Genomic DNA, 25,705 nt, shown 5'->3' with positions numbered 1-25,705 from the left:
CGTGGACCACCGACGGGCGCGTCCGATCAGTGCCGTCGCGGTCGCGCGTCGTTGGCCGGTCCCGGGGCCTTAAGCGTGAGGTTCCCGGCGCGGTCGGCCAAGGGGCGATCGGCCCTACCTCTGAGGGACCTTCGGAGCATACGACATCATCGAGCGCAGGAGGTCGGATGAAAATGTCGACGACGACGCACGAAGTGCTCAACCAGGCGCCGCCCTTGGTGGATCGCAACGCCTTCACCGACAACGCGCCGCTTCGCGACGCGCTGGGGTGGTCGGGGGCGGACTGGATCGCCGGCCACGCCGAGAAGCTCGGGTCCACTGTGGGCAGTGCCGCCTGGGCGCGGCGGGCGGAGGAGGCCAACCGCTACGTGCCGGTGCTGCGGACCCACGACCGTTTCGGGAACCGCGCCGACGAGGTGGAGTTCCATCCGGCCTGGCACGACTGGATGAGCCTGTCGGTGCGCAACGGGCTGCATTCGCTGCCGTGGCAGGGTTCGGCGCGCGGCGGTCACGCGGCCCGGGCGACGCTGTTCATGCTGACCTCGCAGATCGAGCCGGGTCACGGCTGCCCGATCTCGATGACCTACGCCTCGATCCCCACGCTGCGGACGACCCCGGCACTGGCCGCCGCGTGGGAGCCGCTGATCACCTCGACCGACTACGACTTCGGCCTGCGCGCCCCGCAGACCAAACGCGGCCTGATCCTGGGCATGGCGATGACCGAGAAGCAGGGCGGCTCCGACGTTCGCGCCAACACCACCCGTGCGGTGCCGGCGGGCGAGATGTGGGCGCTGACCGGGCACAAGTGGTTCTGCTCGGCGCCGATGAGCGACGCGTTCCTGGTGCTGGCGCAGACCGCGGGGCCCTCGGGCAAGGACGGGCTGTCGTGCTTCCTGCTCCCGCGCGTGCTGCCCGACGGCACGCGCAACGAGATGCGTCTCCAGCGGCTGAAGGACAAGCTGGGCAACCATTCCAACGCCTCCTCCGAGGTCGAGTTCGACGGTGCGCTGGCCCACCTGGTCGGCGAGCAGGGCCGGGGTGTGCGGACGATCATCGAGATGGTCAACCACACGCGGCTCGACTGCGTGCTCGGCTCGACGGCGGGGATGCGGCAGTCCACTGTGGAGGCGTTGTGGCACGCGGCGCATCGGTCGGCCTTCGGTGCGAAGCTGGTGGATCAGCCGTTGATGGCCAACGTACTGGCCGACCTGTGCGTCGAGTACGAGGCGGCGGTGGTCACCGCGATGCGTCTGGCCGCCGCCTATGACGATCCGGCCGACGCGCTCTTTCGCCGTCTGGCGAGCGCGGTGGCGAAGTACTGGGTGTGCAAGCGGGGTCCGGGGCATGCGGCGGAGGCGCTGGAGTGTCTGGGCGGCAACGGCTACATCGAGGAGGCGCCGTTGGCTCGGCGCTATCGGGAGCAGCCGTTGCTGTCGATCTGGGAGGGGTCGGGCAACGTCATCTGCCTGGACGTGTTGCGGGCGTTGTCGACCTCGCCGGAGTCGGCGGAGGCGTTCTTCGCGGAGGTGGATCGGGCCGCCGGTGCGCATCCGCTGTTCGACGCGCATGTGACGCGGACGAAGCGGATGCTGACCGACGGCGTGGAGCCTTCGCAGGCTCGGTTGCTGACGGAGAATCTGGCGCTGGCCTTGCAGGGTTCGCTGCTGGCGCGGCATTCGCCGCCGGCGGTGTTCGACGCGTTTTTGGCGTCCAGATTGGACGGTGGCCGGGGAAATTGCTACGGCAGTCTGCCGGCCGGACTGGACACCGCGGCGATCATCGCGAGGCATTCTCCTCGGCTGTGAAGTCGTAGACGACGCCGGTCAGTTCTTCCGACCGCGCCCACAGGGTCTCCTGTGCGGCGCGGTCGTCTGCTTTGGCGGCGGCCTTGACCCTGCCGGGGTGGCCGGCGATCTCGAAGAGTCCGGTGGGGCCGTAGTAGTCGCCGCCGTCGGCGTGGGGGTCGGTGGCGGCGCGCAGGGTCGGGAGTGCGCCCATGCGGGGTGTTCGGCCGAGGGCGGCGGCGATGGTGAGGTTGACGGCGCGGAAGACGGGGTTGCCGTGGCGGAAGACGGCGGTGCTCGCGCCGCCGGGGTGTGCGGCCAGGGCGGTGGCGGTGGTGTGGGTGAGCCGGCGTTGGAGGGCGCCGGTGAACAGGAGATTGGCGAGTTTGGAGCGGCTGTAGGCGCCGGTGTGGGTGTCGAGGTCGCGCGTTTTGCCGAAGCGGTGGGCGATGCTGCTGACGTTGACGACGCGGGCGTGGGGTGCGGCGAGGAGGCGGTCGAGGATGAGGCCGGTGAGGGCGTAGTGGCCGAGGTGGTTGACGGCGAACTGGATCTCGTGGCCGTCGGCGCTGTGTCCACGCAGGCCGGTGATGCCGGCGTTGTTGACGAGCAGGTCGATGCGGGTGTGCCGGTCGCGGAGTTCGGTGGCGGCGTGGTGGACGGCGGTGAGGTCGGCGAGGTCGAGGTGGAGGGTCTCGGTGGTGCCGCCGATGTCGCGGGCGGCTCGGCGGGCTTTGGCGGTGTCGCGGCAGGCGAGGATGACGGTGGCGCCCTTGTGGGCGAGGGCGCGTGCGGTTTCGAGGCCGATGCCGGAGTTGGCGCCGGTGACGAGTGCGGTGCGGCCGTGCTGTGCGGGGATGTCGTTCTCGGTCCAGATGGTCACGGTCGACTCCTAACATGAACGTGGGTTCATGATTTATTGTGAACCACAGTTCAGTTTTTGTCGAGAGGAGCTCCCGCATGCGCGCCGACGCGCTGCGCAACCGGGCCGCGATCCTGCGCGCGGCCCGCACACTCGTCACCGCCGGCGGTCCGGAGGTCGGGATGGACGAGATCGCCGCCGCCGCCGGAGTCGCGGTGGGCACGCTCTACCGGCACTATCCGACCAAGACCGACCTGGTCGCCGCCGTCATGGCCGAGACCGCCGCCGCGATCGTCGCCGAACTGGAGGCGGCCGTCGACCGGGTCGGCAAGAGCGAAACCCGTGCCGTCGACGAGATCGGCGAGCTCTTCGCGCGCGTGGCCGTCGAAGGAGCCGGCGACCGCACCCTGCGTCAGGTCGCCGCCGGTCTGGGCGCCTACCGCGCCGACTCGCTGGAACTGCCCGCCCGCCGCCTGCTCGCCGCCCTCGTCGACACCGCCCATCGCGCCCAGGCGCTGCGCGCCGACGTCACCGTCGAGGATCTGGCCCTGCTCATGGGAACCATGCCCGGCCTCGCCGTCGACGAGGACGCCCGGCGCCGCTGGGTCGAACTGGTCTGGCGAGGGCTCGTCAGCTGAGTTCCACACCGTCCCCGACGGCCACGGCGCCGCCCTGCTCGACGACGGCGTAGACCCCCGCCGTCGGGAAGGTCCCGAAGTCGGGAATCGTGACGCGGTGGTGGGATGCCAGGACCCGCAGGGCATCCCGGTCGGCCGGCAGCGAGCCGTGCGCCAAGGTCGGGATCGCGCATCGCGGGCTGGGCAGCAGGACCCGCAACCGGGCCCCGCCGACCACGAGCACCCGCCCCGGCCACTCGTCCTCCACGAAGCCCTCGGCCTCGCCGGTGTCGACCACCAGGTTCGGCCGGTACCGCTCGACCTCCACCGTGCCCCTCGGCGAGCGCGCCGAGATCGCCGTGAGCGTCGCGGTCGTGACGATGTGGACCGGCGCGAAGTCGAAGAACGTGCCCGGCAGGATCGCCCCGAGCGTGGTCACCGTCGCCCCGACCTCCGCCTCAACGCCCGACTCCAGGACCTCCTCCGGAATCGAGCGGTGCAGCGCGGCCCCCTCGGGAACCACGTCGGTCAAGCGCACCTCGCGCCCCGAGAGCTTCGACAGAGCCCGGTCCAGCCCCGCCGACGGTCCATCCACAGTGGAGCCATCAGGGAACGCGACCCGCACGCCGCCGTCGGTCACCTCGGCCCTCGCCGACAGCAACGCCCGCCACAACCGCGGCTGCTTCGCGCTGGCGATCAGACCCGACTCGGCGTCGACGAGCGCGAAACGCCGGTCACCCGGCACACCGCGCTCGCCGAGCTCGGCGGAACGGAGGTCCTCACCGAGGACCGACTTGACGGGGTAGCGGCGCAACGCGGCGATCTTCACCCGCGCAATGGTGCCAGGGCGGGCACGGGCATCGCGCCCGTGCCCGCCCTGTCGGTCAGGTCCGGCGGCGCCTGCGCACCGTCGCCACGACCAGCAAAGCCGCACCCGTCACGAACACCACCGCGCCCGCCAGTGCCAGGGCCCCGACCGGGCCGGGACCCGTCACCGGCAGGGTCTTGCGGAACTCGAAGGTGTCGGTCACCGCGATCGCGGCGGTCTCCCCGTCGGCGACGGTCACCGAACCGGGCTTGATCACCACGCCCCCGGCCAGTTCCACGTCCTCGTTGCCGCCGTCGGCGGGCTCGGTGAGCCGGCACGTCATGCCCGCCGGCAGATCCTCGACCACCGGCTGAACGTAGGTGCCGGGGCTGGCACCGGCGTCGATGGTGAACTCGCGCGTCACCGGCTCCCCGCCGTGCGGATCGGTGCACTCAAGGCGCATCCTGATCTCGCCCTGGTCCCCGGCGGCCCGCCCCGCGATGGTCTTCGTGACCGCGACCGCGCCCACGCCCCGCGTGTAGTCGTCGGTGACGGTGGCCTCGGCCGTGCCGTTCTCGACGATCGTCACCTCGGCCGGCTCGATCGTCACCGTCGCGTTGACCAGGCCGTTGTCCCCATCGGACGACTCGGTGATCACGCACGTGCTGCCCGCCTCGATGCCCGTCACCTCAAGCGGATGATCACCCGCCGCGGTCTTCGCGTCGAGCTTCAGCCGGTACTCGGTGACCACGTCGCCGGTCGTGGTGCAGACGACGTCGATGACGACCTCGCCCTGCAAACCGGCGCCGGATCCGGTGATGGACTTGGTGATCGCCAGATTCCCCGCCGCGTACGGCGTGATGAGCGCGCCCGCACGCTTGGCGAGAGTCGTCTGCTGAGCCAGGATCAGCTTCTGCGCGGTGTCGCGGCCCGGGTTCGTGCCGTCGTAGAGGTAGACCGTGCTCTCCAGCAAGGACACGGTTCGGTCGAGGACGAAGCCCTGCGGATCGTCGTCGGATATGGTCCGCACCCACAGGTCGGCGCCCGAGTCGACGGTGTCACCGTCGTCGAGACGGTTGTCCCCCTCCGGGTCGCTGAATACCTCGATGCCCAGCGAGCGGATCGTCGAGGGACCGTCCGACTCCACGTGGAACGGCCCGACGAGTTCGCCGTTGGAGGGCGCGCGCATCGTGGAGGGCGTGACGGTCAGCGTCGGCGGGTCCGGTTCCACCGACGGGCCGTTGGCCAGCGCGTCGGCGACGATCGCCGACACCGCCGCGTAGTGCGGACTCACGGGATCCAGGACGACCCGGTCGGTGAAGAACCAGATGGCGAGCTGAACACGCGCCGCCCGCTCGTCGACGGTGCCCCCGGCCGGAGCGCCGGTCGTCGGGAAGTAGTTGTGGAGGATGTAGCCGACGTAGCCGAGGTGCGGGACATTGGCCTCCGACCACTCGCCGAGCTTGTAGTGGACGCCGACGCCGGTCTCGGTCGCCAGGTCGATGCAGTAGGTCAGGGCCGTGGTGCCGGTGATGTTGTCGGTGGCCTGGATCGTGCCCGCGTAGGAGATCTCGTGGGGCGTCGACCCGGCGGGCGGAGTGGCCGGGTAGCCGGCCAGCGGGTCGAGGCTCGCCGGTCCGTCGAAGGCGCTGACGGCCATCCCGTCGATGAGGCCGGTGACCTCCAGCTCGGTGAACGGGTGGGCGGGCCCGCCGACCACGAGGTCCGGGTCCGGCTCGGCGACGGCGGCGGGCGCCAGCGCGAGGACCGCGGCGGCGGTCGCGGCGGCCACGACCAGGAGATTGACGAATGACCTTCGTATTTTCACGGACGATCCTCCACAAAAGACGAATGGGATCATCGTATGGAAAATGCGAAGGAATAGTGCCGTAAGGGTTTTTACGGGCGGGGAAGGTGGGTGCAGGGTGCACGCGATCCCACCCGCCCACCGCGATGTTTCACGTGAAACATTCGTTCGAGCACGCGAAACCGGCCGCCCTCAGGCGGCCGGCCGGCGCTTCACCTACGACAAATACCCTTCCACCTCGCCCGCCGGCCGCGGCTTCGCCGCGCCGGGATCCTCCCCGGCCTCGGCGAGCGCGCGACGCTGGCGGAGCAGGTCCCAGCAGCGGTCGAGTTCGACTTCGAGTTCATGGAGTTCGGCGCGCGCACCGTCGCCGTCGGGCCCACCTTGGAGCTGGGCGCGCAGGCGTTTCTCGGTGGCGACCATGTCGCTGATGCGGTGCAGGATCCGCTTCTCGGCTGCGGCTTCGCTGTTGTCGGTCATGGCGGCACCCCCTCGCTCTCGAACCTAGCCGTCAGTCGGCGAGCGCGGCGAAGAACGCGCGGACGTCGCCGACGAGCAGGCCGGGGACCTCCATGGCCGCGAAGTGGCCGCCCTGGTCGAACTCGGTCCAGTGGACGATGTTGTTGCCGCCTTCGCTGTAGCGGCGGATGGCGACGTCCTGGGCGAAGACGGCCACGCCGGTGGGCACGGTGCCGGGCTTGAAGTCCCACGACTCGGTGTGCATGCCCTCGTAGTAGACGCGCGCCGACGAGGCGGCGGTGTTGGTGAGCCAGTAGAGCATCACGTCGGTGAGCATGCGGTCGCGGTCGACGGCGTCCTCGGGGAGTCCTTCGCCGCCGTTGGGGCCGGTCCATTCGCGGAACTTGTCGACGATCCAGCCGAGCAGGCCGACGGGGGAGTCGGTGAGCCCGAAGGACACGGTCTGGGGGCGGGTGGCCATTATCTGGAAGTACCCGTTGCCTTCGGCCAGGTAGTGGCCGAGGCGGGCGAGGGCTGCGCGTTCGGTGTCGGTGAGGGTGGCGGCCTCTTCCTCACCGACCTCGCCGAAGGGGATGAAACCGAAGGTGGCGGCGTTGACGTGGACGCCGATGACGCGCTCGGGGGCGATCTTGCCCATCTCGACGACGACGAAGGCGCCCCAGTCGCCGCCCTGGAGGCCGTAGCGCTCGTAGCCGAGACGCTCCATCAGCACGGTGAAGGCCGCGGCGGCGCGGTCGCTGTTCCAGCCGGCCTCCTTGGTGGGTCCCGACAGGCCGAAGCCGGGCAGGGAGGGGATCACCACGTGGAACGCGGGCAGGGCCTCGTCGGCGGGTTCGGTGAGGGGCGCGATGGTGTCGAGGAACTCGACGATCGAGCCGGGCCAGCCGTGGGCGAGCAGGAGCGGGGTGGCGTCCTCGCGGGGGGAGCGGACGTGCAGGAAGTGGATGTTCTGCCCGTCGATCTCGGTCACATACTGCGGGTACGTGTTGAGTTCGGCCTCGGCGGCGCGCCAGTCGTAGCCGGTGCGCCAGTAGTCGGCGAGATCCTTCAGGTAGCCGTTGGTGGTCCCGTACTTCCAGTCGTCGCCGGGGGCGGGCTCGGGCCAGCGGGTGTTCGCGAGGCGGGCGGCGAGGTCGTCGAGCTGGGCCTGGGGAACGTCGAGGCGGAAGCGGCGGATCTCGGTGTTCGTCATGTGGGTAACGTTAAGAGGCCTTGAGGACAGGTGTTGTCCTCAAGGGGAGGGAGATTTGAGAAATGTTGCAGACCTCGGCGAGACTCCTCAAACTCCTGTCCCTGCTAGAGATGCGCCGTGACTGGGCGGGCGACGAACTCGCCGGCCGCCTGGAGGTGACCACCCGGACGGTCCGCCGCGACGTCGACAAGCTGCGCGAGCTGGGCTACCCGGTGCACGCCACGACCGGCACCGCCGGCGGCTACCGGCTCGGTGCCGGCGCGTCGATGCCGCCGCTCCTGCTCGACGACGAGGAGGCGGTGGCGATCGCGGTCGGCCTGGGCGCCGCCGTCTCCGCCGGGGTCAGCGGCATGGAGGAGACCTCCGTGCGCGCGCTGGCGAAGCTGGAGCAGATCCTGCCGCCGAAGCTGCGCAAACGCGTCGGCGCGTTTCGTTCACATACCGTCGGTATCTCGTTCGAGGGCCAGACCGTCGACGCGTCGGTGCTGACGCTGCTGGCCAACTCCTGCCGCGACCACGACCGGCTGCGCTTCGAGTACCGCGCCCACGACGGGACCGAGTCGTACCGCATCACCGAGCCGCACCGGCTGGCCCGCGCCGGGAGCCGCTGGTACCTGCTGGCGTGGGACATCGACCGCGTGGACTGGCGCATCTTCCGCGTCGACCGGATCACGCCGGTCACGCCGACCGGGCCGCGCTTCACCCCGCGCGAACTGCCCGACCCCGATGTCTCGGCCTACATCGCCCGCAAGGTGACCGTCGGCGCCTACCAGCGGAAGGTCGTGGCCACCCTCCACGTCTCCGCCGACGAGGCCCGGCAGCGGATCCCCGAGCGGTACGCGACGATCACGCCCGTCGACGAGAACTCGTGCACGATGGAGTCGCGCGCCGACAACCTCGACGGTTCGGCCTACTACCTGGCGGCCTTCGGCTGGGACTTCGAGGTGCACGAGCCGCCGGAGTTGAGGGATCGGTTGCGCGCGATGGCGGAGAGGCTTGGCCGGGCGGCGGGGTGATCCGCGAGGTCCGGGCGCATTCGACAAGCTGCGTCGGGTGCTGCCGGCAGAAGCCCCTATGCTTGCGCGATGTCGCTCGCGATGCGCTGGACTCGGCTCCTGATGGTGGTGGCGGCACTCGGATTCGCAGGTGCGGCCTACGCGATCCGCGCCACAATGGACGGACCCGTCGAACAGTACTCGGGCGCCGCCTTGTCCGGGGCCATCGTCTACACGATAGTGATCTTCATCTGGCCGCCGGTCTCTCCACTGCTCGCCGGCGGCATCGCCATCGCATACTGCTGGTTCATCGAGTTCGCACAACTCACCTCGATACCCGCGACACTCTCCCAGCACAACTGGCTCGCGCGCCAACTGCTCGGCGCCCAGTTCGACCTCGTTGACGTCGCCTGGTACCCCGTCGGCGTCATCCCACTGGTCGTCGCGCACTGGTTCCTGCGCGCCCGCGCACGTTCCCCGAGAAACCCGCGAACCGCTGAGACTTAGAGCCGGCAACGGAATCTCGGGGCGCTTGTGCCGGCAGCGAAACGCCCCCATACCACCGCGACGGCCGGGAGGTTCGCTCCCGGCCGTCGTGGTGTCCCTGCGAGGACGGGTAAGTCTAAGCCTGACCGTCCTCTGTGGACAAATCGAGGTCGCCGTAACCGCCGCCGCCCGGCGTTTCCAGGACGAACACGTCGCCTGGCCGCACTTTCGCGCGGTCGCAGCCGGCGAGTTCGGTGCGACTGCCGTCGGGGTGCTCGATCCACTGGCGGCCGGGGGATCCGTCCTCGCCGCCCGCCATGCCGTAGGGGCCGCGCAGCCTTCGGCCGGACAGGAGGCTCACCGTCGCGTCCGCCTCGAAGCGCAGCCGCCGCACACCCCCGCTTCCACCCCGCCAGCGGCCGTTGCCGCCGCTGCCGTGGCGGATCGCGAACGACTCCACCAGCACCGGGCATCCCTTGCCCGCCGAGTGCCATTCCAGCACTTCGGGGTCGGTCAGCCGGGAGTTGGTCATGTGCACCTGGACGACGTCGGTGCCCGCGAAGCCCGGCCCCGCACCGGATCCGCCGGCGACGGTCTCGTAGTAGGAGAAGTCCTCGTTGCCGAAGGTCACGTTGTTCATCGTCCCGGCGCCCTCGGCCATCACGCCGAGGGCTGCGTACAGAGCGCCGGTCACCGCCTGCGAGGTCTCCACATTCCCCGCCACGACGGCCGACGGGAACACCGGCGACAGCAGGGATCCCGGCGGAATGGTGACGGCGATGGGCGCCAGGCATCCGGCGTTGAGCGGGATCTCGGCGTCGATCAGCGTCCTGAACACGTAGAGGACCGCGGCCATCGCGACCGACGAGGGCGCGTTGAAGTTGCCCGCCGCCGCCGGCGACGTTCCGGTGAAGTCGATGTGCGCCTCACGGCGCTCCCGGTCGACGGTGATGGCGACCTTGATGAGCTGTCCGCCGTCCATTTCGTACTCGTACGATCCGTCCGTCAGCGCCGAGATCACCTCGCGCACCGCCTCTTCGGCGTTGGCGCGCACGTGCTCCATGTAGGCGCGCACGACGTCGAGGCCGAAGTGCTCGACGAGGGCGGTCAGCTCCTCGATTCCCTTGGCGTTGGCCGCGACCTGGGCGCGCAGGTCGGCGATGTTGTTCTGCGGGCCGCGTGACGGGAAGCGCGCACCCGCCAGCAGTTCCAGGGTCTCCGTCTCGCGCAGGTGGCCGTCGCGGACGAGCAGCCAGTTGTCGATGAGGACTCCCTCCTCGTCGATGTGCGTGGAGTCGGCGGGCATGGAACCCGGTGCGGTGCCGCCGATCTCGGCGTGATGCCCGCGCGAGGCGACGTGGAACAACGGCCCGTCCGCGCCGAACACCGGTGAGACGACGGTGATGTCGGGCAGGTGCGTGCCGCCGCGGTAGGGGTTGTTGAGGACGAAGACGTCCCCGTCGCGCATGCCGGGGTTGGCGGCGATGACGGCCTTGATGCTCTCGCCCATCGACCCGAGGTGCACCGGGATGTGCGGGGCGTTGGCGATGAGGTTGCCCTCGGCGTCGAACAGGGCGCAGCTGAAGTCGAGGCGCTCCTTGATGTTCACCGAGTTCGCCGTCGCCTGAAGGCGCACGCCCATCTGCTCGGCGATCGACATGAACAGGTTGTTGAACACCTCCAGCATCACCGGATCCGCCCCCGTGCCGACCGACGCCTTGTCGCGGCCACCGTGCCGGGTGAGCACCAGATCGCCGGTCTCGGAGAGTTCTCCCGACCAGCCGGGTTCGACGACGGTCGTCGCGTTGGCCTCGGCGATGATCGCCGGGCCGTCGACGCGGTGCCCGGGGCGCAACCGATCCCTGACGTGGAGGGGAACTCGCTCCCAGGCGCCGCCGGTGAACACCTCGACCTCCTCGGCGCACTCGGTATCGGTGCCATCGGCCCCGGGCACCGGCACCTCCCCCGAAGGACAGCGAGCCTCGACCTCGACCGCCTCCACCAACAGCGCGCGCCCCGGCATCAGGAAGGAGAAGCGGCGACGGTAGAGCTTGGCGAAGTCGGCTTCGAGCGCGGGAATGTCGGTGCCGTGGTCGACGGTGACGATCGTGTCGGTTCCCTCGTAGCGCAGGCGAAGCCGCCGCCCGAGGGTCACCGCGTCCTCGTCGACGCCTTCCTCGCGCAGCTCCGTTCGCGCCTCGTCCTCCAGCTCGCCGAGCACGTCCTCCACAGTGGACATGTTCTCCGCCGTCAACGGCAGCTCGACCGAGCGCTGCCGCAGCGCCGTCGTGTCGGCCAGTCCCATGCCGTACGCCGACAGCACACCCGCGTAGGGATGGATCAGCACCGAGCGCATGCCCAGCGCCTCGGCGACCCGGCAGGCGTGCTGCCCGCCGGCGCCACCGAAGGTCACCAGCGCGTACTCGGTGACGTCGTGGCCGCGCCGGACCGAGATCTTCTTGATGGCGTTGGCCATCCCGCCGACGGCGACCTCCAGGAACCCCTCGGCGACCTCCTCGGGTGTGCGGCCGTCGCCGATGTCCGTCGCCAGCCCGGCGAACGCGGCCCGCACGGCGGCGTCGTCGAGCGCGGCGGTCCCCGACTCGCCGAAGACACGCGGGAAGTGCCCCGGTTGGATGCGGCCGAGGAGCACATTGGCGTCGGTGACGGTCAGCGGCCCGCCGCGACCGTAGGCGACCGGTCCCGGATCGGCGCCCGCCGAGTCCGGCCCGACCCGGTAGCGCCCGGCGTCGTAGCGCAGCACCGAACCGCCGCCGGCGGCGATCGTGTGGATCGCCAGCATCGGTGCCCGTACCCGGATCCCGCCGATCTCGGTGTCGAAGACGCGTTCCAACCGTCCGCTGTGGTGCGAGATGTCGGTGGACGTGCCGCCCATGTCGAAGCCGATGACGCGCTCGAAGCCGGCCGCGCGGGCGGTCGCGGCCATCGCCACGATCCCACCGGCCGGACCCGACAGCATCGCGTCCTTGCCGCCGAAGTGGGCGGCGTCGGTCAGACCGCCGTGGGAGCGCATGAACATCAGCCGCACCCCGGGCAGTTCGCCTGCCAGGCGGTCGATGTGGCGCCGCAGCACCGGCGACAGGTACGCGTCGGCGACCGTGGTGTCGGCCCGCCCGACCAGTTTCATCAGCGGGCTGACCTCATGCGAGACCGACACCTGCGCGAAACCCTTGGCACGCGCCATGTCCGCCGCGGCCCGCTCGTGCGCCGGATGCCGGTCGGCGTGCGCGAACACGATCGCCACCGACGCGAATCCCTCGGCGCGCAACGCGTCCAAGTCGGCGGAGAGGGCGTCGAGGTCCAGCGGCCTGATGACCCGCCCGTCGGGACCGAGACGTTCGTCGGCCTCCACGACACGCGTGTGCAGCAGCTCCGGCAGCACGATCTCGCGCGCGAAGATGTCGGGCCGGTTCTGGTACCCGATGCGGGGCGCGTCGGCGAAACCGCGCGTGATCACCAGTGCCGTGGGCTCCCCGGTGCGCGTCAGCAGCGCGTTCGTGGCCACCGTCGTGCCCATCTTCACCGCCGCGATCCGCCCCGGAGGCACCGCCTCGCCGGGCGAGAGCTCCAGCAGGGCGCGGATCCCGGCGACCACCGCGTCGTCGTAGCGGGCCGGGTCGGCCGACAGCAGCTTGTGCGTCACCACCGACCCGTCCGGCCGCCGCGCGACCACGTCGGTGAAGGTGCCGCCGCGGTCGATCCAGAACTCCCAAGCACCGCTCATGACCACATCCTGCCCCAAATCCACCCCGGCAAGCTGTTTCCCACAAGACAGTACTTGCCAGTCAGGAAAGTACTTGCTACCGTTGCCGACATGACGAACTCCTCCCTCACCCCCGACGAAGCCCGCGCCGCGCTCGCCGAGGTCGACCGCCGGCAGCACTCCGCCGTCGACGCCGCCTACGACACCCCCGCCGCCTACTTCCCCGCCCTCGGCGGAATGCTCCTCGCCCTCGGCGGCCTTTACGCGTCGAACGAGTGGGTCGAGGAGCAGTTCGGCTTCGCGGCCTCGGTCGTCGCGTTCGTCGCCGGCATCGCACTCTTCGCCGCCTGCCTGGCACTACTGGCCGGCTGGACATTGAGACAGCAGCGCGCGACCCCCTCGGGCAAACGGCTCAACGCCAACCGCGACACCGTCGTGATCATGATCGGCGCCGCGGTGCTCCTCGCCGCGATCTTCGGCATCGCCTTCACCACCGTCGACAACAACAAGGACGCCGTCTCCCTGAGCCTGGTCCTCCTGGCCGTGGTCATCGCCGCCGGCGGCCGGCCCCTCCAGGCCCTCGTCCGGCGGCGCGCGCATCGCCGGATCGAGCGACGGGCGACCCGATGACCGACCCGCACGAGGGCTTCGACGCCCTCATCCACGCGCCGACGCGGCTGGCGATCGTCTCGCTGCTGGCGCCGCTGGAGTGGGCGGAGTTCAAGTTCGTCCGCGACCAGACCGGCCTGAGCGACTCGGCCCTGTCGAAGCAGATCACCACGCTTGAGGACGCCGGCTACGTGGCCGTGCGCAAGGACTTCCTCGGCAAGAGGCCGCGCACGTCGATCCAGTTGACGCCCGAGGGGCACGCGGCGCTGGGCGGGCACGTCGCGGCGCTGCGCGCCATCGTCGGGGACCTGCTCTAGGACTCGGGTTCCCAGCGCAGCAGATCCCCGGGCTGGCATTCGAGGACCTCGCAGAGCGCGTTGAGGGTCGTGAAGCGGACGGCCTTCGCGCGGCCGTTCTTGAGGACGGCGAGGTTGGCGGGGGTGATGCCGACCCGGTCGGCGAGTTCTCCGACCGACATCTTCCGCTTGGCGAGCATGACGTCGATGTCGACGGTGATCGGCATCAGATCACCTCTTCCAGCTCGGACTTGAGTCGGGCGGCCTCGGCTTCGCGCGCGATGGCCTGGGCAAGGAGCATGCGCAGGACCAGGACGATGAGCGCGACGCCGAGGACCCCGACGCCGACCCCGCCGACGAGCAGGACGAAGCCCGGCGGGACCTCCTCGCCGGGCGCGAGGGCCACGCCGAAGCCGAAGGTCAGGAGCGCGGCGAAGACGAAGGCGCCGATGACGATGTCGACCCAGCGGAACGCCGCGGGCGAGAAGACCGTGCCCCGGTGGACCATCGTCACCAGCCGCCAGACGCAGACCAGGATGACCTGGGCGGTGACCAGGCCGAGCGCGAAGATGACGATGAACGCGACGCGCTGCGCGAGGGGCGGGTCGCCCGGATCCTTGTCGAAGATCATGATCGGAACGATCACGGCCTCGAAGAACAGCGCACCGCAGAACAGCGCGACGATGACGACTCGCAGCGCGAGGACTGTCAGCTTTCCCATGGAGACTCCTTCAATCGTTCCACGATAGGAATCTATCGACAAACGATAGGAGACGCAAGCCGCCGCTCAGTCGGAGATGTCGGCGAAGGTTCCACCGAAGCCCTCGACCAGCTCGTCGACGTGCACGAACGCGCTGAAGCCGTGGGCGCCGGCCCCCATGGCGACGCGGGCGCCCTTGAGGCGTTCGTCGACGTAGAGAGGCCAGGCCCGCGAGCTGCCGATCGGGGTGATCGTGCCGCGCTCGTAGCCCGTCGCCGCCAGCGCCTCGGAGGCGTCCGGCAGCGACAGGCGGTTGACGCCGACGACCGCACGCAGCTTCGGCCACGCGATCGCCCGGTCGCCCGGGACGACGGCGAACAGGTAGGCGCCCTTGCCCTGGCGGACGACGAGGGTCTTGGCGATGTCGGCGGGGGTGACGCCGAGGATCTCGGCCGCCTCGGGGAGGGAGTTCGCGACCGGACGGGGGCGGACCTCGACGGTGAGGCCGCGCGCGGCGGCGTCGGCGAGCATGGCGTCGATGGCGGGTGGGTGCGTCATGGGGTATGTATACCGCGCGGGGGTATCAGGGGGAGGGGGTTGGGGGGAAGGTCTCACAGCGGCACGACTCCACCCCACGACTAACCCCACCCCCGCCCGGGTATCCCACAGGCTCCCCTCACGGGAGCGAGCCCACCATGCGACCCGCCAGAGCCAAGACCGCCCTCACCCTCGCCGTCGCCACCGCCGCCCTGACCGCCTGCACCTTCGCCGGCGACCAGACCCCGGTCCCCGAGCCTCCCGCTCCGCGCAACCCGGGTCCGGAGGCCCAGGCTCCCGCGTTCCTCCTCGACCTCGCCGCCATCGACGCCACCCTGGCCTCCGACGCCGAGGACGCCGTCGCCGCCGCGCAGGTCCTGTGCGACCACATCGCCGACGACGAGTCGGACGACCTCCTGCTCAAAACGGCCGCCGACCTCTACCCCGGCGTCTCCGAACCCGACGCCGAGCTGATCCTCACCGCCGCCAAGGACCACATCTGCTGAGCGGGCGCACGAGGGCAGTAAAAAGGCCGCCCCGAAGGACGGCCCTTTTACCGAAAACCTCAGCCGAACAGCCTCGGCAGCGTCCCCTCGGACGCCTCGGCCAACTCCGCCGTCGAGATCGAGAAGTGGTCGACGACCTCAAGGCCGCCGGCCGAGGAGTCGACGATCCCCAGCGGCGTCCACGGCACGTCGTGCTCCTCGCACAGCGCGCCGAAGGCCTTCTCGTGCCCGCGCGGGATGCACACCAGTGCGCGCGCGGTCGACTCGGCGAACAGCCACACGAACGGGTCGGCGTGGTCGGGCAGCTTGATGCGCGCCCCGACCTTGTTGCGCAGCACCGACTCGACGAGCGCCTGCGCGAGCCCGCCGTCGGACAGGTCGTGCGCCGCCGAGACGTGCTCGACCTCGGCCGCACGGCGCATGACGGCCGCCAGGGCCTGCTCCCCGGCGAGGTCCACCGCCGGCGGGATCCCGCCGAGGTGCCCGTGCTGGGACCACGCCCACTCCGACCCGGACAGCTCGGCGTAGGTCTCACCGAGCAGCACGATCACGTCGCCGTCGTTGTCGAATCCCATCGGGACCCGGCGGCGCACGTCGTCGAGCACGCCCAGCACCGCCACGACGGGCGTCGGGTGGATCGCCGTCATGCCGGTCTGGTTGTAGAAGGACACGTTCCCGCCGGTGATGGGGATGTTCAGCTGCGCGCAACCCTCGGCGAGTCCCTCGACGGCCTGCGCGAACTGCCACATCACGTGCGGGTCCTCGGGGCTGCCGAAGTTCAGGCAGTCCGAGGCCGCGATCGGCGTCGCGCCCGTGACGGCCACGTTCCGGTAGGCCTCGGCCAGCGCGAGCTGGGCACCGGTGTACGGGTCGAGGCGCGTGAAGCGCCCGTTGCCGTCGGTCGACAGCGCGATCCCGACCGGCCCGGTCCCCGGCGCGACCGCTCCGGTCGCGTCGAGGCGCAGCACGCCGGCGTCGTCGGGCATGGACAGCGCGGTGTTGCCGCCGACCATGTTGTCGTACTGCTCGGTGATCCACGTCTTGTCGGCCAGGTTCGGCGACCCGGCCATGTTCAGCACCGTCGCCCGCAGCTCCTCGTCGGTCGAGGGACGCGGCAGCGTCTCGGCCCGGTCGGCGGCGATGAGCGCGCGGTCGTTGGGCTCCTTCATCGGCCGGTTGTAGACCGGGCCGTCGTCGGCGAGGCTGCCCGGGGGGCAGTCGACGACCGTCTGGCCGTGCCAGTTGATGATGAGCCTGCCGGTGTCGGTGACCTGCCCGATCGCGGTCGCCAGGACGCCCCACTTGTCGGCGACGGCGAGCACCTCGCCGACCTTGTCGGGCGACACGATCAGGAGCATGCGCTCCTGCGACTCGCTGGCCAGGACCTCGTGCGCCTCCATCGACGCCTCGCGCAGCGGGACGCGGTCGAGGTCGACGTACATGCCCATGCCCGCGGCGGCCGCGGTCTCCGACAGCGCGCAGGTCAGCCCGGCGCCGCCGAGGTCCTGGATGCCGACGACGAGCTCGGCGTCGTACATCTCCAGGCAGGACTCGATGAGCAGCTTCTCCACGAAGGGGTCGCCGACCTGGACGCTCGGCCGGTTGTCGGTGTCGCCGTCCTCGAAGGTCGCCGAGGCCAGTACCGAGACACCGCCGATGCCGTCCTTACCGGTCTTCTGACCGAGCAGGACCACGACGTTGCCCAGGCCCGAGGCGTTCTTGTTCTGCAGCCGCGACACCGGGAGCACGCCCACGCTCAACGCGTTGACCAGGGGGTTTCCCTGGTACGACGGGTCGAAGACGACCTCACCGCCGATGTTGGGCAGCCCGAGGCAGTTGCCGTAGAAGGAGATTCCCGAGACCACGCCGGGCAGGACCCGCTTGGTGTCGGGGTGCTCGGCGTCGCCGAAGCGCAGCGCGTCCATCACCGCGACCGGGCGGGCGCCCATGGCGAGGATGTCGCGGACGATCCCGCCGACGCCGGTCGCCGCGCCCTGGTGCGGCTCGACGTAGCTGGGGTGGTTGTGGCTCTCCACCTTGAACGTCACGGCGAGGTCTTCGGTGATCTGGACGACCCCGGCGTTCTCGCCGATGCCCGCCAGCATCCGGTCGGTGCGCGGGTTCTTCTCGCTGAATTTCTTGAGGTGTACCTTGCTCGACTTGTACGAGCAGTGTTCGGACCACATGATCGAGTACATCGCCAGTTCGGATCCGGTGGGCCGACGTCCGAGGATGTCGCGGATCTTGGCGTACTCGTCGTCACGGAGACCGAGTTCGGCGTAGGGCTGGGGCTCGTCGGGCGTCTTCGAGGCGACGTCGACGGTGTCCAGCTCGTCGAAACTCTCCGTGCGGTCGGCTGGTTGTGTGCCGGTCATGTCCGTTAGCTCCCCGCTCCCACCGCGGCTTGCCCGAGGTGGGCGATCACTGAGGTGAACAGCCCGAGGCCGTCGACCGACGGGCCGGTCAGCGCCTCGACGGCGTGTTCGGGGTGCGGCATCATGCCGACGACGTTGCCGGCGGCGTTGCTGATTCCCGCGATGTCGCGCATGGCGCCGGACGGGTTTCCGTCCACGTAGCGGAACACGACGCGACCTTCCCCTTCGAGCTCGTCGAGGGTGCGTTCGTCGGCGACGAAGCGGCCCTCCCCGTTCTTGACGGGGATGACGATCTCCTGGCCGGCGTCGAAGTGCGCGGTGAAGGCCGAGGAGGTGTTCTCCACCCGCAGCCCCTGGGCGCGGCGGCGGAAGTGGAGGTGCGCGTTGCGGGTGAGCGCCCCGGGCAGCAGGTGCGACTCGCAGAGGATCTGGAAGCCGTTGCAGATGCCGAGGACGGGAAGTCCGCCGCGCGCGGCGTCGACGAGCGACTCCATCACGGGCGCGAAGCGGGCGATGGCGCCGCCGCGCAGATAGTCGCCGTAGGAGAAGCCGCCGGGCAGGATCACCGCGTCGACGCCTCGCAGGGCGGTGTCACCGTGCCAGAGCGCGATCGGCTGCGCCCCCGCGAGCCTGATCGCGCGCTGCGCGTCGCGGTCGTCGAGAGAGCCGGGAAACGTCACGACCCCTATCCGAGCCGTCACGCCGCGTTCTCCTCGCCGGTCTCCGCGGCCTCCGCGGTGTCGTCGACTCGCAGAGTGAAGGTCTCGATGACCGGGTTGGCCAGCAGCGCGTCGGCGACGGCTCGTGCCTGGTCGAGGTCTGGTTCGCCTTCGAATTCGAGTTCGATGCGCTTGCCGATCCGCACCGAGGTGATGCCGTTGACTCCCAGGCGCGGCAGCGCGTTGGCCACCGCCTCACCCTGAGGGTCGAGGATCTCCGGCTTGAGCATGACGTCGACGAGGACGCGCGCCACGGAAGTGCTCCTGTCGGTAAGAGTTGTAGGGCCCCGGTGAAGAGAATATGCGGCCCTTGTTGATCGTCCACGTGCAGACCCCCGTCCGTGGAAGCGCCTTCAGGGAATGTCGCCTGCGACATACTCAGAGGTACGTGGCTTGCGGGGGTCGTCCCCGCGTGTACGACTTGTCGCGTCCGGCCGAGGGGGGCGGTATGTCACTGAGTCGTGGGGGCCCGGTGGTGGTCGGCGTCGACGGATCGGAGTGCTCGCAGCTCGCGGTCGACTTCGCCGCCCGCGAGGCCGCCTGGCACGAGCGGGAACTGCGCATCGTGCACGCCTTCATCTGGCCGCTCATGCGGGTGCCCACGGGGACCGCGGGACTGCGCGAGCAGGCCGAGAAATGGCTGAGCGAGGCGGCCGGCTCGGCGGCCTCCACGGCCCCGGGAGTGATCGTCACCACAGCCGTGGTCACCGGCGCGGCGGGCGCGGTCCTCCTCGACGCCGCGCGCACCGCGGGAATGCTCGTGGTCGGGTCGCGCGGGCTCGGCGGGTTCGGGCGGCTGCTGCTCGGCTCGGTCGGCTCGCAGGCCGCCTCGTACGCGCCCTGCCCGGTCGTGATCGTGCGTGACGCGCCCTCGCCCGACGGCCCGGTGTTCGTCGGCGTCGACGGATCGGCCCCCTCGGAGGCGGCGGTCGGTTTCGCCTTCGCCGAGGCCGAGGTCCGCAAGGCACCGCTGGTGGCGGTGCACGGATTCGGCGGCGAGGTCAGCGACTACGAGCGGCACCTGCTCGCCGAGTCCCTCGGCGGGTTCGCCGGCCGGTACCCCGAGGTCTCCCTCGACATCCGCTTCGTCGACGGCGAGCCCGCCAAGGCGCTGCTCGCCGCCTCGGAGGAGGCGTCGCTGCTGGTCGTCGGCTCGCGCGGGCGCGGCGGCTTCAAAGGCCTGCTGCTCGGTTCGGTGAGCCAGGCGGCGGTGCAGCACGCCGCGTGCCCGGTCGCCGTGCTGCGGCCCGAGGAGGGCTAGGTGTACTGACCCGAGAGGTCAGGGACGCGTCCGGCGGGGTGGCAGCCCCTCTAGGGCGTGTCCTGGTGATCTTGTGGGTGCGAGTCCGCCGCAGCCCCGCAGTGATCACCCGGACACGGCCTGGGGCGGTGTGTCTCCGGTGGTGGTTGTGGGCAGGAAGCCGGCCGGGGTACGCGTCGCGGCGGTGTGGTGTGGAGTGCACCCCGGTTCCTGGCGAGGGCGTGGCGCGTCCGCTGGCACCGCGGCGCTCTCGCGCGCGAGTTACCAGGCGACGGCTCCCTTGTCGTCGAAGAAGCCGCCTCGGGGGCCGTCGTCGGGCAGGGTGGCCAGACGAAGGGCGATCGCGGCGCCCTGCTCGGGTGTTCGCTCCCCGGCGAATCCGGTGAAGTCGGTGGCGACGTACCCGGGGCATGCCACGTTCACGATGATGTTCGTGTCAGCGAATCGGCGGGCGTACTGGGCTGTGACGCTGTTGAGCATCGACTTGGAGGGTGCGTAGGCGGCCATGACCGGACCGGTCCGCAGCGTCAGCGAGCCCATGTTGCTGGACATGTTGACGATCCGGGGTGAGGCGGCACGGCTGAGCAGCGGGAGCATCGCGTTCGTCACCCGGACCACCCCGAAGACGTTCGTTTCCAGAACCGTGCGCAGGACGTCGAGGTCGAGGGTCGTGGGGTCCTGCGCCCCGTCGGCGAACCGGCCGGAGATTCCCGCGTTGTTGACGAGGACGTCGAGTCGCCCGGCTTCCTTCTCGATGCTCGCCGCCGCTGCGGCGACACTCGCGTCGGAGGTGACGTCGAGGGCGACTCCGAACGCGTCCACGCCTGCGGCGTGCAACCGCTGCACGGCCTCCTCGCGGCGGACATCGTCACGCGCCCCCACGGCGACGGTGAAGCCGAGGGATCCCAGACCCTGAGCGATGGCGAAGCCGATTCCCTTGTTCGCGCCGGTGACAAGCGCGGTCCTGGTGTTGTTCACGCTGCCCATACTCAGCGCGCGGCATCCGTTTCGTCCAATATCGATCAAGTAGGCTGTGATACCCGACGGGTATCACAGGGTGGATAGGTGTGCGCATGGACGACCTGGAAACCCGTGAGCTGCGGTACTTCGTCGCGGTCGCCGAGGAGCTGCACTTCGGGCGTGCGGCCCAGCGGCTCCAGATCTCACAGCCGCCGCTGTCACGCGCCATCCGGCAGCTGGAACGCCGGCTCGGCGTCCAGCTCCTTGACCGGGACCGACGAGGGGTGGCCCTCACCGGCGCCGGCCGTGTCCTGCTGCGCGAAGCCCGGGTAGCCCTCGATGCGGTCGCCGCTGCCGCGCGCCGGACCCGGCGGGCCGAGGATTTCCAGCGGCCACTGGTACTGGTGACGAAAGCCGGCGCATCACACGAACTGCTGCGACAACTCCTCGCCTCGTCGGCAGCCGTCACCGATACAGCACCGGTCGAAGTCGTCCTGTGCGAGGTCGGTGAGCAGGCACGGTTCCTGCGCAGCGGTCGGGCAGATGTCGCCCTCATGCACCGGCCGGTCGACGACCTGGCCGGGTTCGATACCGAAGACCTCTGCACCGAAGGCCAAGTCGCACTCCTCCCATCGGGACACCCGCTCGCCGCACGTCCCCAGCTCACCCTCGCGGACGTCGGTAACGTGCCGGACCTTCCCATCGCCCGATGGCCCCGGCTCGACGGCTCCTACCCCGACGGTCCCGGGCCGGAGGTGCACACCCAGTCACAACTCGCTCAGCTCGTCGCGCTCAGCAAGACCCTGCTCGTCATCCCTGCCTCCAGCCGCGCCTGGCAGTGGCCCGACCATGTCGCGGTGCCCGTCATCGACGCCCCCGAGATCACGACCGTGCTCGCATGGCCGGCAGGCCACCACTCACCGGCCCTCGCCGCACTGGCCCAAGCCGCAGCCGGGGTTCGCAACACGCCACCAGCCGCGCCCACGCCCTGAACTCCTCGCCACCCGACTCCGCGGATGCCAACGGGGGCCGGCCGGGGCCATATCGTTACCGATCTTCTGCGAACTGAACATCAAGACACCGCCTCACCCGCCCCCACCCGCTCGGCGATGTGGTCGACGGCCGCCATCGCGCCGTACGCCACCAGGAAGACCGTGCAGTGGTCGCTCAAGGCGGGGTTCGTCGCGCGCCAGGCCGCGACCTCGGCGTCTTGGAGGCGGTGGGGCGCCAGGGCCGCGAGGATCGCCACGCGGGCGGCGGCACGGTCGCCGTCATCGAGGTCGTCGAGCACCGCACCGAGGTCGAAGCCGGGTGTGATCAGCCCTCTGTGCACGGCGATGACCTCGCTGACCCGATCGCGCCCCTCGGCGCTCAGGAAGGCCGAACCCTGCGCGGCGGTCGCCGACAGTCCCGCGAAGGCCGCCCCGATCGGGGTGTCCCCCGCCCAGTCGGGCGCCTGCCGGGTCGGGTTTCCCGAGATCAGCGCCAAGGACGTGCCCGGCTCGCGCGATCGGGTCAGCTCGCGCAGGACGGGCGCGCCCTCGAAGGCAGGTGGGTCCTCGGCGCGCATGCCGCCCGGGCGCAGCCCGGCGGGCAGGAACGCGGCGACCATCCGGTTGACGTAGTGGGTGAACAGGGCGGTGCCCTGGTATTCGACGGCGTGCTCGGCGGGAACCGGCTCGGGGCTGAAGCCGCCGGTCGAGCGCGCCCAGAACAGCAGCTCGGCGAACTCCGGGTCGGATGGCAGCCCGCCGGCGGCTATCGCCTCGGCGGTCTCGACGGCACCCAGGGCACGCAGGATCGCCAGGTAGCCCTCGACGTCGTAGTCGACGCCGTTGCACAGGGAGACCCCCAGCGCGACGATGGCCTTGGTGACGGCGGGAGCCTCGCCGACGAGCTGGGCCTCGCGCATCAGCGCCCACCCGGCGGCCATGAGCTCCGGTGCGGGCGAGGTCATCCGCACGGCCGGCCCGGCGCTGCTGAACTCGGCGTCGATCTGCCGGTAGACCTCGGCGAGGAGGCCTGTCGCGCGGGCGGGCGGGATCGCTTCGATGTGGCGCAGGAGCGGCATGAGGGTCTCCATTTCTCTGGGCTGACCTCGATGGTCCTTCAGGAGAAACCGCACGTCATCGGACTGCGGGAGGCATTCGGCAGTGCACCCCCAGGAGTAGTTCGCGCCCTCCTACTCCGACCGGGGTATAGTTTTGGACGATCGCCCAGGGCGATCGTCCAAACCTGGAGGGCGCATGGAACGCATCGCGACGGAACGCGGCCGCGAGGTCCGCCGCGGCCTGCTGGCCGCGGCGGTGGAGCTGATCACCGAACTCGGCTGGAACGCGGTCAGCACCCGCATCCTCGCCGAGCGCGCCGGCGTGCGGCCCGGCCTCGTCCACTACCACTTCGCCAGCCTCCCGGCGCTGCTCAACGAGGCCGCGACCGGCGCCATCGCGCGGTTCGCCGACACCGCGCCGCTCACCGCCGAACTCTCCCTCGACGACGGCCTCGACCTTCTCGTCGGCACGATCGCCGAGGCACCCGGCGCGATCTCCCTGCTGTTCAGCGAGACCTACCTGGCCGCCACCCGCGACCCCGACCTGCGCCGCCGCGTCGGCGAGCTCACCGCCGCGTTCAACTCCTCGCTGGCCGGCTGGCTCGCCTCGCACGGTCACCCCGCCCCCTCGCCGACGGCGACGGTCCTCACCGCCGCCCTCGACGGGCTCGCCCTGCACAAGGCGCTCGACCCGGCCCTCGACCTCGTCGGGACCAAGGCCGTGCTGCGCGCGATCCTGCACCCCGAACGGGAAGGAAACCCGTCATGAAAGCCGTCGTCGTCGGCGCCGGGATCACCGGTCTGGCCACCGCCGCCCGTCTGCGCGAACTCGACTGGGACGTCACGCTCGTGGAGAAGGCGCCCGGTCCGCGCGCCCAGGGCTACATGATCGACTTCTTCGGGCCCGGCTACGAGGCCGCTCGCCGGGCCGGTCTCGAACCCCGGCTGACGGAGCTGGCGGGAAACGTCGAGGAGGTCGCCTACTTCGACCGCGCGGGCCGCCGCCGCGCGGGCATCGCCTACGAGAGCTTCAAGGAGGGCATCGACGGGGACCTGCTCAGCATCATGCGCCCCGACCTGGAGCTGGCGCTGCGGGAAACGGCGGGCGTCGAGCCGCGCTATGGGCTCGGGATCGCCGGGATCGACAACGGTCCCGACGGGGTGACCGCCACCTTCACCGACGGCTCCCGCGTCGAGGCCGACCTGCTCGTCGGCGCCGACGGGATCCACTCGCGGACCCGCGAGCTGGTCTTCGGCACGGGTTTCATCCGCCCGCTCGGCCTGCACACCGCCGCCTTCATCTTCGACGACCCGCAGGTGCGCGAGACCGTCGGGCCGCGTTTCGCGCTGACCGACAGCGTCGACCGCGAGATGGGCTTCTACGGGCTGCGCGACGGCCGCGTCGCGGTGTTCACGGTGCACCGCACCGACTCCCTCGACATCCCCGCCGACCCGCGTCCGACGCTGCGGGAAACCTACGGTGACCTGGGCTGGATCGTGCCGAGGGCGCTGGCGGCGCTGCCCGCCGCCGAGGAGATCTACTACGACCTCGTCGCGCAGGTCGAGATGCCGTCCTGGCACCGCGACCGGGTCGTCGTCCTCGGCGACGCGGCCTACGCGGTCTCCCTCCTGGCCGGTCAGGGCGCCTCGCTCGGCATCGCCGGCGCCCACCTCCTGGCGGGCGCTCTGCGCGCCGAGCCGACGGTCGCCGGCGCGCTCACGGAGTTCGAGCGCCGGTGGATGCCGGTCGTCACCGAGCGGCAGCGCCGGGGCCGTCAGGGCGCGGAGTGGTTCCTGCCGCCGAGCAGGGGGCGCCTGTTCGCGCGGCGGATGGCGATCAAGGCGATGGCGATCCCGGGGATCAACCGGATGTTCAGCACCGCCCTCGTCGGGAAGTCCCACGAACCGGTGCTCGGTGCCGCCGACCTGACCGGCGGGAAGGCCGCGTGACCCGCCCGCTCAAGGTCGACTCAAGATTTCCGCGGGTCTCCCGCCTGACACTGGTCCCTCAGCCACCCCGGCCGAAGGAGCGAGTGTGTCCCACCCCCATCCCGAGCAGGCGAACCCGAGCGGCGAGCTGCGTCCGCTGAGTTTCCCGGCGGTCCCGCCACCACCGGTGCTCGGGGAGAACGGGCCGCCGCAGCAGTACACGCTGGGCCCGCCGCCACCGCAGCACCCGGCGCCGCCGCCCGCCGGTTACAGCCCACCCCCCGCCCCCGGCGGTTACGGTCCCCCGCCCCCACCGCCGGGACCCCCGCGTCCCCTCCCCGCGAAGAAGAGCAACGCCGGGGTGATCGTCATCGTCGTGGTCGCCGTACTCGCGCTGTGCGGGCTCGGCGCCTTCGGCGGCTGGTACGCGTTCCTCGGCGGCGACGACACCGTCGACGGCATGACCGCCGGCTCGCCGTCCTACCCGCAGAGCTACAAGGCCCAGGTCCCGCCGACCGCGCCCGGCGCGGCCCACCAGGAACCCGGCGGGGGAGGGCTGTGCAAGGAGGTCGACAGGCTGCGCGTCGGCTACGTCCTGTCGGTCGACAACTGGAACGACACGACCCGCGACTACGGCGACTCGCGCTCGCACCAGTGCACGCTGAACCTGACGAACGTCGACGAGTACGGCGACGAGGGCGCCACCGGGACCTTCCGCGTGTCGGCCCAGTTCTTCGAGGATGAGGCGCGCGCCGCCCAGGACTTCGCGACCAACGCCGACCTCCACCCCGTCGCGCTGCCCACCGACGGCCTCGACATCCCCGCGATCGCCTTCGACGCCTCCGACACCGCGACCCGCCAGGTCCTCGTCCAGGTCCACGACGGGAACCTGCTGCTCACCGCCGAGTTCATCGTCAACGGCGCCGGCGACGGTGTCCGCGCCGAGGTGCTGCGCGTCGTCGTCATCGACACCATCAACGAGGTGGCCGCCAAGCTCGCGGCCTGACC

General features: G+C 70.9%; 25 protein-coding genes and 1 pseudogene. 12 read left to right on the top strand and 14 right to left on the bottom strand.

Annotation, left to right across the window (positions count from 1 at the left end; translation table 11 throughout):
• Positions 1-173 precede the first annotated feature (173 nt).
• Entirely contained in the window at positions 174-1,805 is a 1,632-nt protein-coding gene (locus AB0I28_RS22450; protein WP_357496703.1) for an acyl-CoA dehydrogenase family protein, read from the top strand.
• On the opposite strand, the gene AB0I28_RS22445 is transcribed toward AB0I28_RS22450, so the two are convergent.
• Positions 1,777-2,667, bottom strand: coding sequence for an oxidoreductase (locus AB0I28_RS22445; RefSeq protein ID WP_357496195.1), 891 nt, complete (start codon positions 2,665-2,667; stop codon positions 1,777-1,779). The two genes, AB0I28_RS22450 and AB0I28_RS22445, sit on opposite strands and share 29 nt — an antisense overlap.
• A gap of 77 nt (positions 2,668-2,744) precedes the next feature.
• Between AB0I28_RS22445 and AB0I28_RS22440 the strand changes: the two genes are divergently transcribed.
• Positions 2,745-3,284: a TetR family transcriptional regulator gene (locus AB0I28_RS22440; RefSeq protein ID WP_357496193.1), complete on the top strand. Its 540-nt coding sequence runs from the start codon at positions 2,745-2,747 to the stop codon at positions 3,282-3,284.
• Here the strand turns inward: AB0I28_RS22440 and AB0I28_RS22435 are convergent.
• The 4 genes from AB0I28_RS22435 to AB0I28_RS22420 all read right to left on the bottom strand — a co-directional run bounded on the left by AB0I28_RS22435 (position 3,277) and on the right by AB0I28_RS22420 (position 7,550).
• Entirely contained in the window at positions 3,277-4,092 is an 816-nt protein-coding gene (locus AB0I28_RS22435; RefSeq protein WP_357496192.1) for an MOSC N-terminal beta barrel domain-containing protein, read from the bottom strand. The two genes, AB0I28_RS22440 and AB0I28_RS22435, sit on opposite strands and share 8 nt — an antisense overlap.
• 55 nt (positions 4,093-4,147) lie before the next feature.
• Positions 4,148-5,899: a thioester domain-containing protein gene (locus tag AB0I28_RS22430; protein WP_357496190.1), complete on the bottom strand. Its 1,752-nt coding sequence runs from the start codon at positions 5,897-5,899 to the stop codon at positions 4,148-4,150.
• A gap of 195 nt (positions 5,900-6,094) precedes the next feature.
• On the bottom strand, positions 6,095-6,358 hold the full coding sequence (locus AB0I28_RS22425; protein WP_357496188.1) for a DUF2630 family protein: 264 nt from the start codon (positions 6,356-6,358) through the stop codon (positions 6,095-6,097).
• A gap of 31 nt (positions 6,359-6,389) precedes the next feature.
• Positions 6,390-7,550 (bottom strand): epoxide hydrolase family protein, encoded by a 1,161-nt coding sequence (locus AB0I28_RS22420; protein WP_357496187.1) that lies wholly within the window; start codon positions 7,548-7,550, stop codon positions 6,390-6,392.
• Positions 7,551-7,612: 62 nt separating this feature from the next.
• Here AB0I28_RS22420 and AB0I28_RS22415 point away from each other — a divergent pair, with 62 nt between their 5' ends.
• Both AB0I28_RS22415 and AB0I28_RS22410 read left to right on the top strand, forming a co-directional pair.
• Entirely contained in the window at positions 7,613-8,566 is a 954-nt protein-coding gene (locus AB0I28_RS22415; RefSeq protein ID WP_357496185.1) for a YafY family protein, read from the top strand.
• A gap of 69 nt (positions 8,567-8,635) precedes the next feature.
• Positions 8,636-9,052: a DUF2809 domain-containing protein gene (locus AB0I28_RS22410; RefSeq protein WP_357496183.1), complete on the top strand. Its 417-nt coding sequence runs from the start codon at positions 8,636-8,638 to the stop codon at positions 9,050-9,052.
• A 115-nt stretch (positions 9,053-9,167) separates the two neighbouring features.
• Here AB0I28_RS22410 and AB0I28_RS22405 read toward each other — a convergent pair whose 3' ends face one another.
• Positions 9,168-12,776, bottom strand: coding sequence for a hydantoinase B/oxoprolinase family protein (locus AB0I28_RS22405; protein WP_357496181.1), 3,609 nt, complete (start codon positions 12,774-12,776; stop codon positions 9,168-9,170).
• A 90-nt stretch (positions 12,777-12,866) separates the two neighbouring features.
• Between AB0I28_RS22405 and AB0I28_RS22400 the strand changes: the two genes are divergently transcribed.
• Both AB0I28_RS22400 and AB0I28_RS22395 read left to right on the top strand, forming a co-directional pair.
• Positions 12,867-13,385: a hypothetical protein gene (locus AB0I28_RS22400; RefSeq protein ID WP_357496179.1), complete on the top strand. Its 519-nt coding sequence runs from the start codon at positions 12,867-12,869 to the stop codon at positions 13,383-13,385.
• The gene (locus tag AB0I28_RS22395; protein ID WP_357496177.1) at positions 13,382-13,681 is read left to right on the top strand and encodes a transcriptional regulator; all 300 of its coding nucleotides are present in this window, start codon (positions 13,382-13,384) and stop codon (positions 13,679-13,681) included. The genes AB0I28_RS22400 and AB0I28_RS22395 overlap by 4 nt, the downstream gene beginning before the upstream one ends.
• Here the strand turns inward: AB0I28_RS22395 and AB0I28_RS22390 are convergent.
• The 3 genes from AB0I28_RS22390 to AB0I28_RS22380 form a co-directional block, all read right to left on the bottom strand.
• On the bottom strand, positions 13,678-13,887 hold the full coding sequence (locus tag AB0I28_RS22390) for a helix-turn-helix transcriptional regulator (protein ID WP_357496175.1): 210 nt from the start codon (positions 13,885-13,887) through the stop codon (positions 13,678-13,680). The two genes, AB0I28_RS22395 and AB0I28_RS22390, sit on opposite strands and share 4 nt — an antisense overlap.
• The gene (locus tag AB0I28_RS22385) at positions 13,887-14,381 is read right to left on the bottom strand and encodes a DUF2975 domain-containing protein (RefSeq protein WP_357496173.1); all 495 of its coding nucleotides are present in this window, start codon (positions 14,379-14,381) and stop codon (positions 13,887-13,889) included. The genes AB0I28_RS22390 and AB0I28_RS22385 overlap by 1 nt, the downstream gene beginning before the upstream one ends.
• Positions 14,382-14,447: 66 nt before the next feature.
• Positions 14,448-14,918: a YbaK/EbsC family protein gene (locus AB0I28_RS22380; protein WP_357496171.1), complete on the bottom strand. Its 471-nt coding sequence runs from the start codon at positions 14,916-14,918 to the stop codon at positions 14,448-14,450.
• Positions 14,919-15,055: 137 nt separating this feature from the next.
• Here AB0I28_RS22380 and AB0I28_RS22375 point away from each other — a divergent pair, with 137 nt between their 5' ends.
• The gene (locus AB0I28_RS22375; RefSeq protein WP_357496170.1) at positions 15,056-15,403 is read left to right on the top strand and encodes a DUF732 domain-containing protein; all 348 of its coding nucleotides are present in this window, start codon (positions 15,056-15,058) and stop codon (positions 15,401-15,403) included.
• 62 nt (positions 15,404-15,465) lie between these two features.
• On the opposite strand, the pseudogene purL reads toward AB0I28_RS22375, so the two are convergent.
• From purL to purS, 3 genes and pseudogenes are all read right to left on the bottom strand, one after another.
• Positions 15,466-17,778, bottom strand: a pseudogene (gene purL, locus AB0I28_RS22370) (phosphoribosylformylglycinamidine synthase subunit PurL); the annotation flags it as partial.
• Between the two features lie 5 nt (positions 17,779-17,783).
• A complete protein-coding gene (purQ, locus tag AB0I28_RS22365; protein ID WP_357496168.1) occupies positions 17,784-18,479 on the bottom strand; it encodes a phosphoribosylformylglycinamidine synthase subunit PurQ in 696 nt (231 codons plus the stop codon).
• Entirely contained in the window at positions 18,476-18,751 is a 276-nt protein-coding gene (gene purS, locus AB0I28_RS22360; RefSeq protein WP_357496166.1) for a phosphoribosylformylglycinamidine synthase subunit PurS, read from the bottom strand. The genes purQ and purS overlap by 4 nt, the downstream gene beginning before the upstream one ends.
• A gap of 194 nt (positions 18,752-18,945) precedes the next feature.
• Here purS and AB0I28_RS22355 point away from each other — a divergent pair, with 194 nt between their 5' ends.
• Complete coding sequence (locus AB0I28_RS22355; protein WP_357496164.1) at positions 18,946-19,758, top strand: universal stress protein; 813 nt, start codon at positions 18,946-18,948, stop codon at positions 19,756-19,758.
• Between the two features lie 261 nt (positions 19,759-20,019).
• On the opposite strand, the gene AB0I28_RS22350 is transcribed toward AB0I28_RS22355, so the two are convergent.
• Positions 20,020-20,736 (bottom strand): SDR family oxidoreductase, encoded by a 717-nt coding sequence (locus AB0I28_RS22350; RefSeq protein ID WP_357496162.1) that lies wholly within the window; start codon positions 20,734-20,736, stop codon positions 20,020-20,022.
• Positions 20,737-20,831: 95 nt separating this feature from the next.
• Between AB0I28_RS22350 and AB0I28_RS22345 the strand changes: the two genes are divergently transcribed.
• The gene (locus tag AB0I28_RS22345) at positions 20,832-21,710 is read left to right on the top strand and encodes a LysR family transcriptional regulator (protein ID WP_357496160.1); all 879 of its coding nucleotides are present in this window, start codon (positions 20,832-20,834) and stop codon (positions 21,708-21,710) included.
• Between the two features lie 80 nt (positions 21,711-21,790).
• Here AB0I28_RS22345 and AB0I28_RS22340 read toward each other — a convergent pair whose 3' ends face one another.
• Positions 21,791-22,789, bottom strand: a complete 999-nt coding sequence (locus AB0I28_RS22340; RefSeq protein ID WP_357496158.1) for a hypothetical protein — start codon at positions 22,787-22,789, stop codon at positions 21,791-21,793.
• Between the two features lie 175 nt (positions 22,790-22,964).
• Between AB0I28_RS22340 and AB0I28_RS22335 the strand changes: the two genes are divergently transcribed.
• The 3 genes from AB0I28_RS22335 (at position 22,965) to AB0I28_RS22325 (ending at position 25,703) form a co-directional block, all read left to right on the top strand.
• Positions 22,965-23,537, top strand: coding sequence for a TetR/AcrR family transcriptional regulator (locus AB0I28_RS22335; protein WP_357496156.1), 573 nt, complete (start codon positions 22,965-22,967; stop codon positions 23,535-23,537).
• Positions 23,534-24,718: an FAD-dependent oxidoreductase gene (locus tag AB0I28_RS22330; RefSeq protein WP_357496154.1), complete on the top strand. Its 1,185-nt coding sequence runs from the start codon at positions 23,534-23,536 to the stop codon at positions 24,716-24,718. Before AB0I28_RS22335 ends, AB0I28_RS22330 begins: the two co-directional genes overlap by 4 nt.
• A gap of 85 nt (positions 24,719-24,803) precedes the next feature.
• A complete protein-coding gene (locus AB0I28_RS22325; RefSeq protein ID WP_357496152.1) occupies positions 24,804-25,703 on the top strand; it encodes a hypothetical protein in 900 nt (299 codons plus the stop codon).
• Positions 25,704-25,705 lie beyond the last annotated feature (2 nt).

It is taken from the genome of Phytomonospora sp. NPDC050363, from assembly GCF_040655735.1.
GTDB lineage: Bacteria > Actinomycetota > Actinomycetes > Mycobacteriales > Micromonosporaceae > Phytomonospora.
The sequence above is the reverse complement of the archived record's forward strand: the minus strand, read 5'-3'. Positions and strand labels throughout refer to the sequence as shown.

What these genes read in the sequence shown, in the direction of transcription:
- AB0I28_RS22450 (WP_357496703.1), top strand. Translation starts at nt 174, where the DNA reads ATGTCGACGACGACGCACGAAGTGCTCAACCAGGCGCCGCCCTTGGTG.
- AB0I28_RS22440 (WP_357496193.1), top strand. Translation starts at nt 2,745, where the DNA reads ATGCGCGCCGACGCGCTGCGCAACCGGGCCGCGATCCTGCGCGCGGCC.
- AB0I28_RS22425 (WP_357496188.1), bottom strand. Translation starts at nt 6,358, where the DNA reads ATGACCGACAACAGCGAAGCCGCAGCCGAGAAGCGGATCCTGCACCGC.
- AB0I28_RS22420 (WP_357496187.1), bottom strand. Translation starts at nt 7,550, where the DNA reads ATGACGAACACCGAGATCCGCCGCTTCCGCCTCGACGTTCCCCAGGCC.
- AB0I28_RS22415 (WP_357496185.1), top strand. Translation starts at nt 7,613, where the DNA reads ATGTTGCAGACCTCGGCGAGACTCCTCAAACTCCTGTCCCTGCTAGAG.
- AB0I28_RS22410 (WP_357496183.1), top strand. Translation starts at nt 8,636, where the DNA reads ATGTCGCTCGCGATGCGCTGGACTCGGCTCCTGATGGTGGTGGCGGCA.
- AB0I28_RS22405 (WP_357496181.1), bottom strand. Translation starts at nt 12,776, where the DNA reads ATGAGCGGTGCTTGGGAGTTCTGGATCGACCGCGGCGGCACCTTCACC.
- AB0I28_RS22400 (WP_357496179.1), top strand. Translation starts at nt 12,867, where the DNA reads ATGACGAACTCCTCCCTCACCCCCGACGAAGCCCGCGCCGCGCTCGCC.
- AB0I28_RS22395 (WP_357496177.1), top strand. Translation starts at nt 13,382, where the DNA reads ATGACCGACCCGCACGAGGGCTTCGACGCCCTCATCCACGCGCCGACG.
- AB0I28_RS22390 (WP_357496175.1), bottom strand. Translation starts at nt 13,887, where the DNA reads ATGCCGATCACCGTCGACATCGACGTCATGCTCGCCAAGCGGAAGATG.
- AB0I28_RS22385 (WP_357496173.1), bottom strand. Translation starts at nt 14,381, where the DNA reads ATGGGAAAGCTGACAGTCCTCGCGCTGCGAGTCGTCATCGTCGCGCTG.
- AB0I28_RS22380 (WP_357496171.1), bottom strand. Translation starts at nt 14,918, where the DNA reads ATGACGCACCCACCCGCCATCGACGCCATGCTCGCCGACGCCGCCGCG.
- AB0I28_RS22375 (WP_357496170.1), top strand. Translation starts at nt 15,056, where the DNA reads ATGCGACCCGCCAGAGCCAAGACCGCCCTCACCCTCGCCGTCGCCACC.
- AB0I28_RS22355 (WP_357496164.1), top strand. Translation starts at nt 18,946, where the DNA reads ATGTCACTGAGTCGTGGGGGCCCGGTGGTGGTCGGCGTCGACGGATCG.
- AB0I28_RS22345 (WP_357496160.1), top strand. Translation starts at nt 20,832, where the DNA reads ATGGACGACCTGGAAACCCGTGAGCTGCGGTACTTCGTCGCGGTCGCC.
- AB0I28_RS22340 (WP_357496158.1), bottom strand. Translation starts at nt 22,789, where the DNA reads ATGCCGCTCCTGCGCCACATCGAAGCGATCCCGCCCGCCCGCGCGACA.
- AB0I28_RS22335 (WP_357496156.1), top strand. Translation starts at nt 22,965, where the DNA reads ATGGAACGCATCGCGACGGAACGCGGCCGCGAGGTCCGCCGCGGCCTG.
- AB0I28_RS22330 (WP_357496154.1), top strand. Translation starts at nt 23,534, where the DNA reads ATGAAAGCCGTCGTCGTCGGCGCCGGGATCACCGGTCTGGCCACCGCC.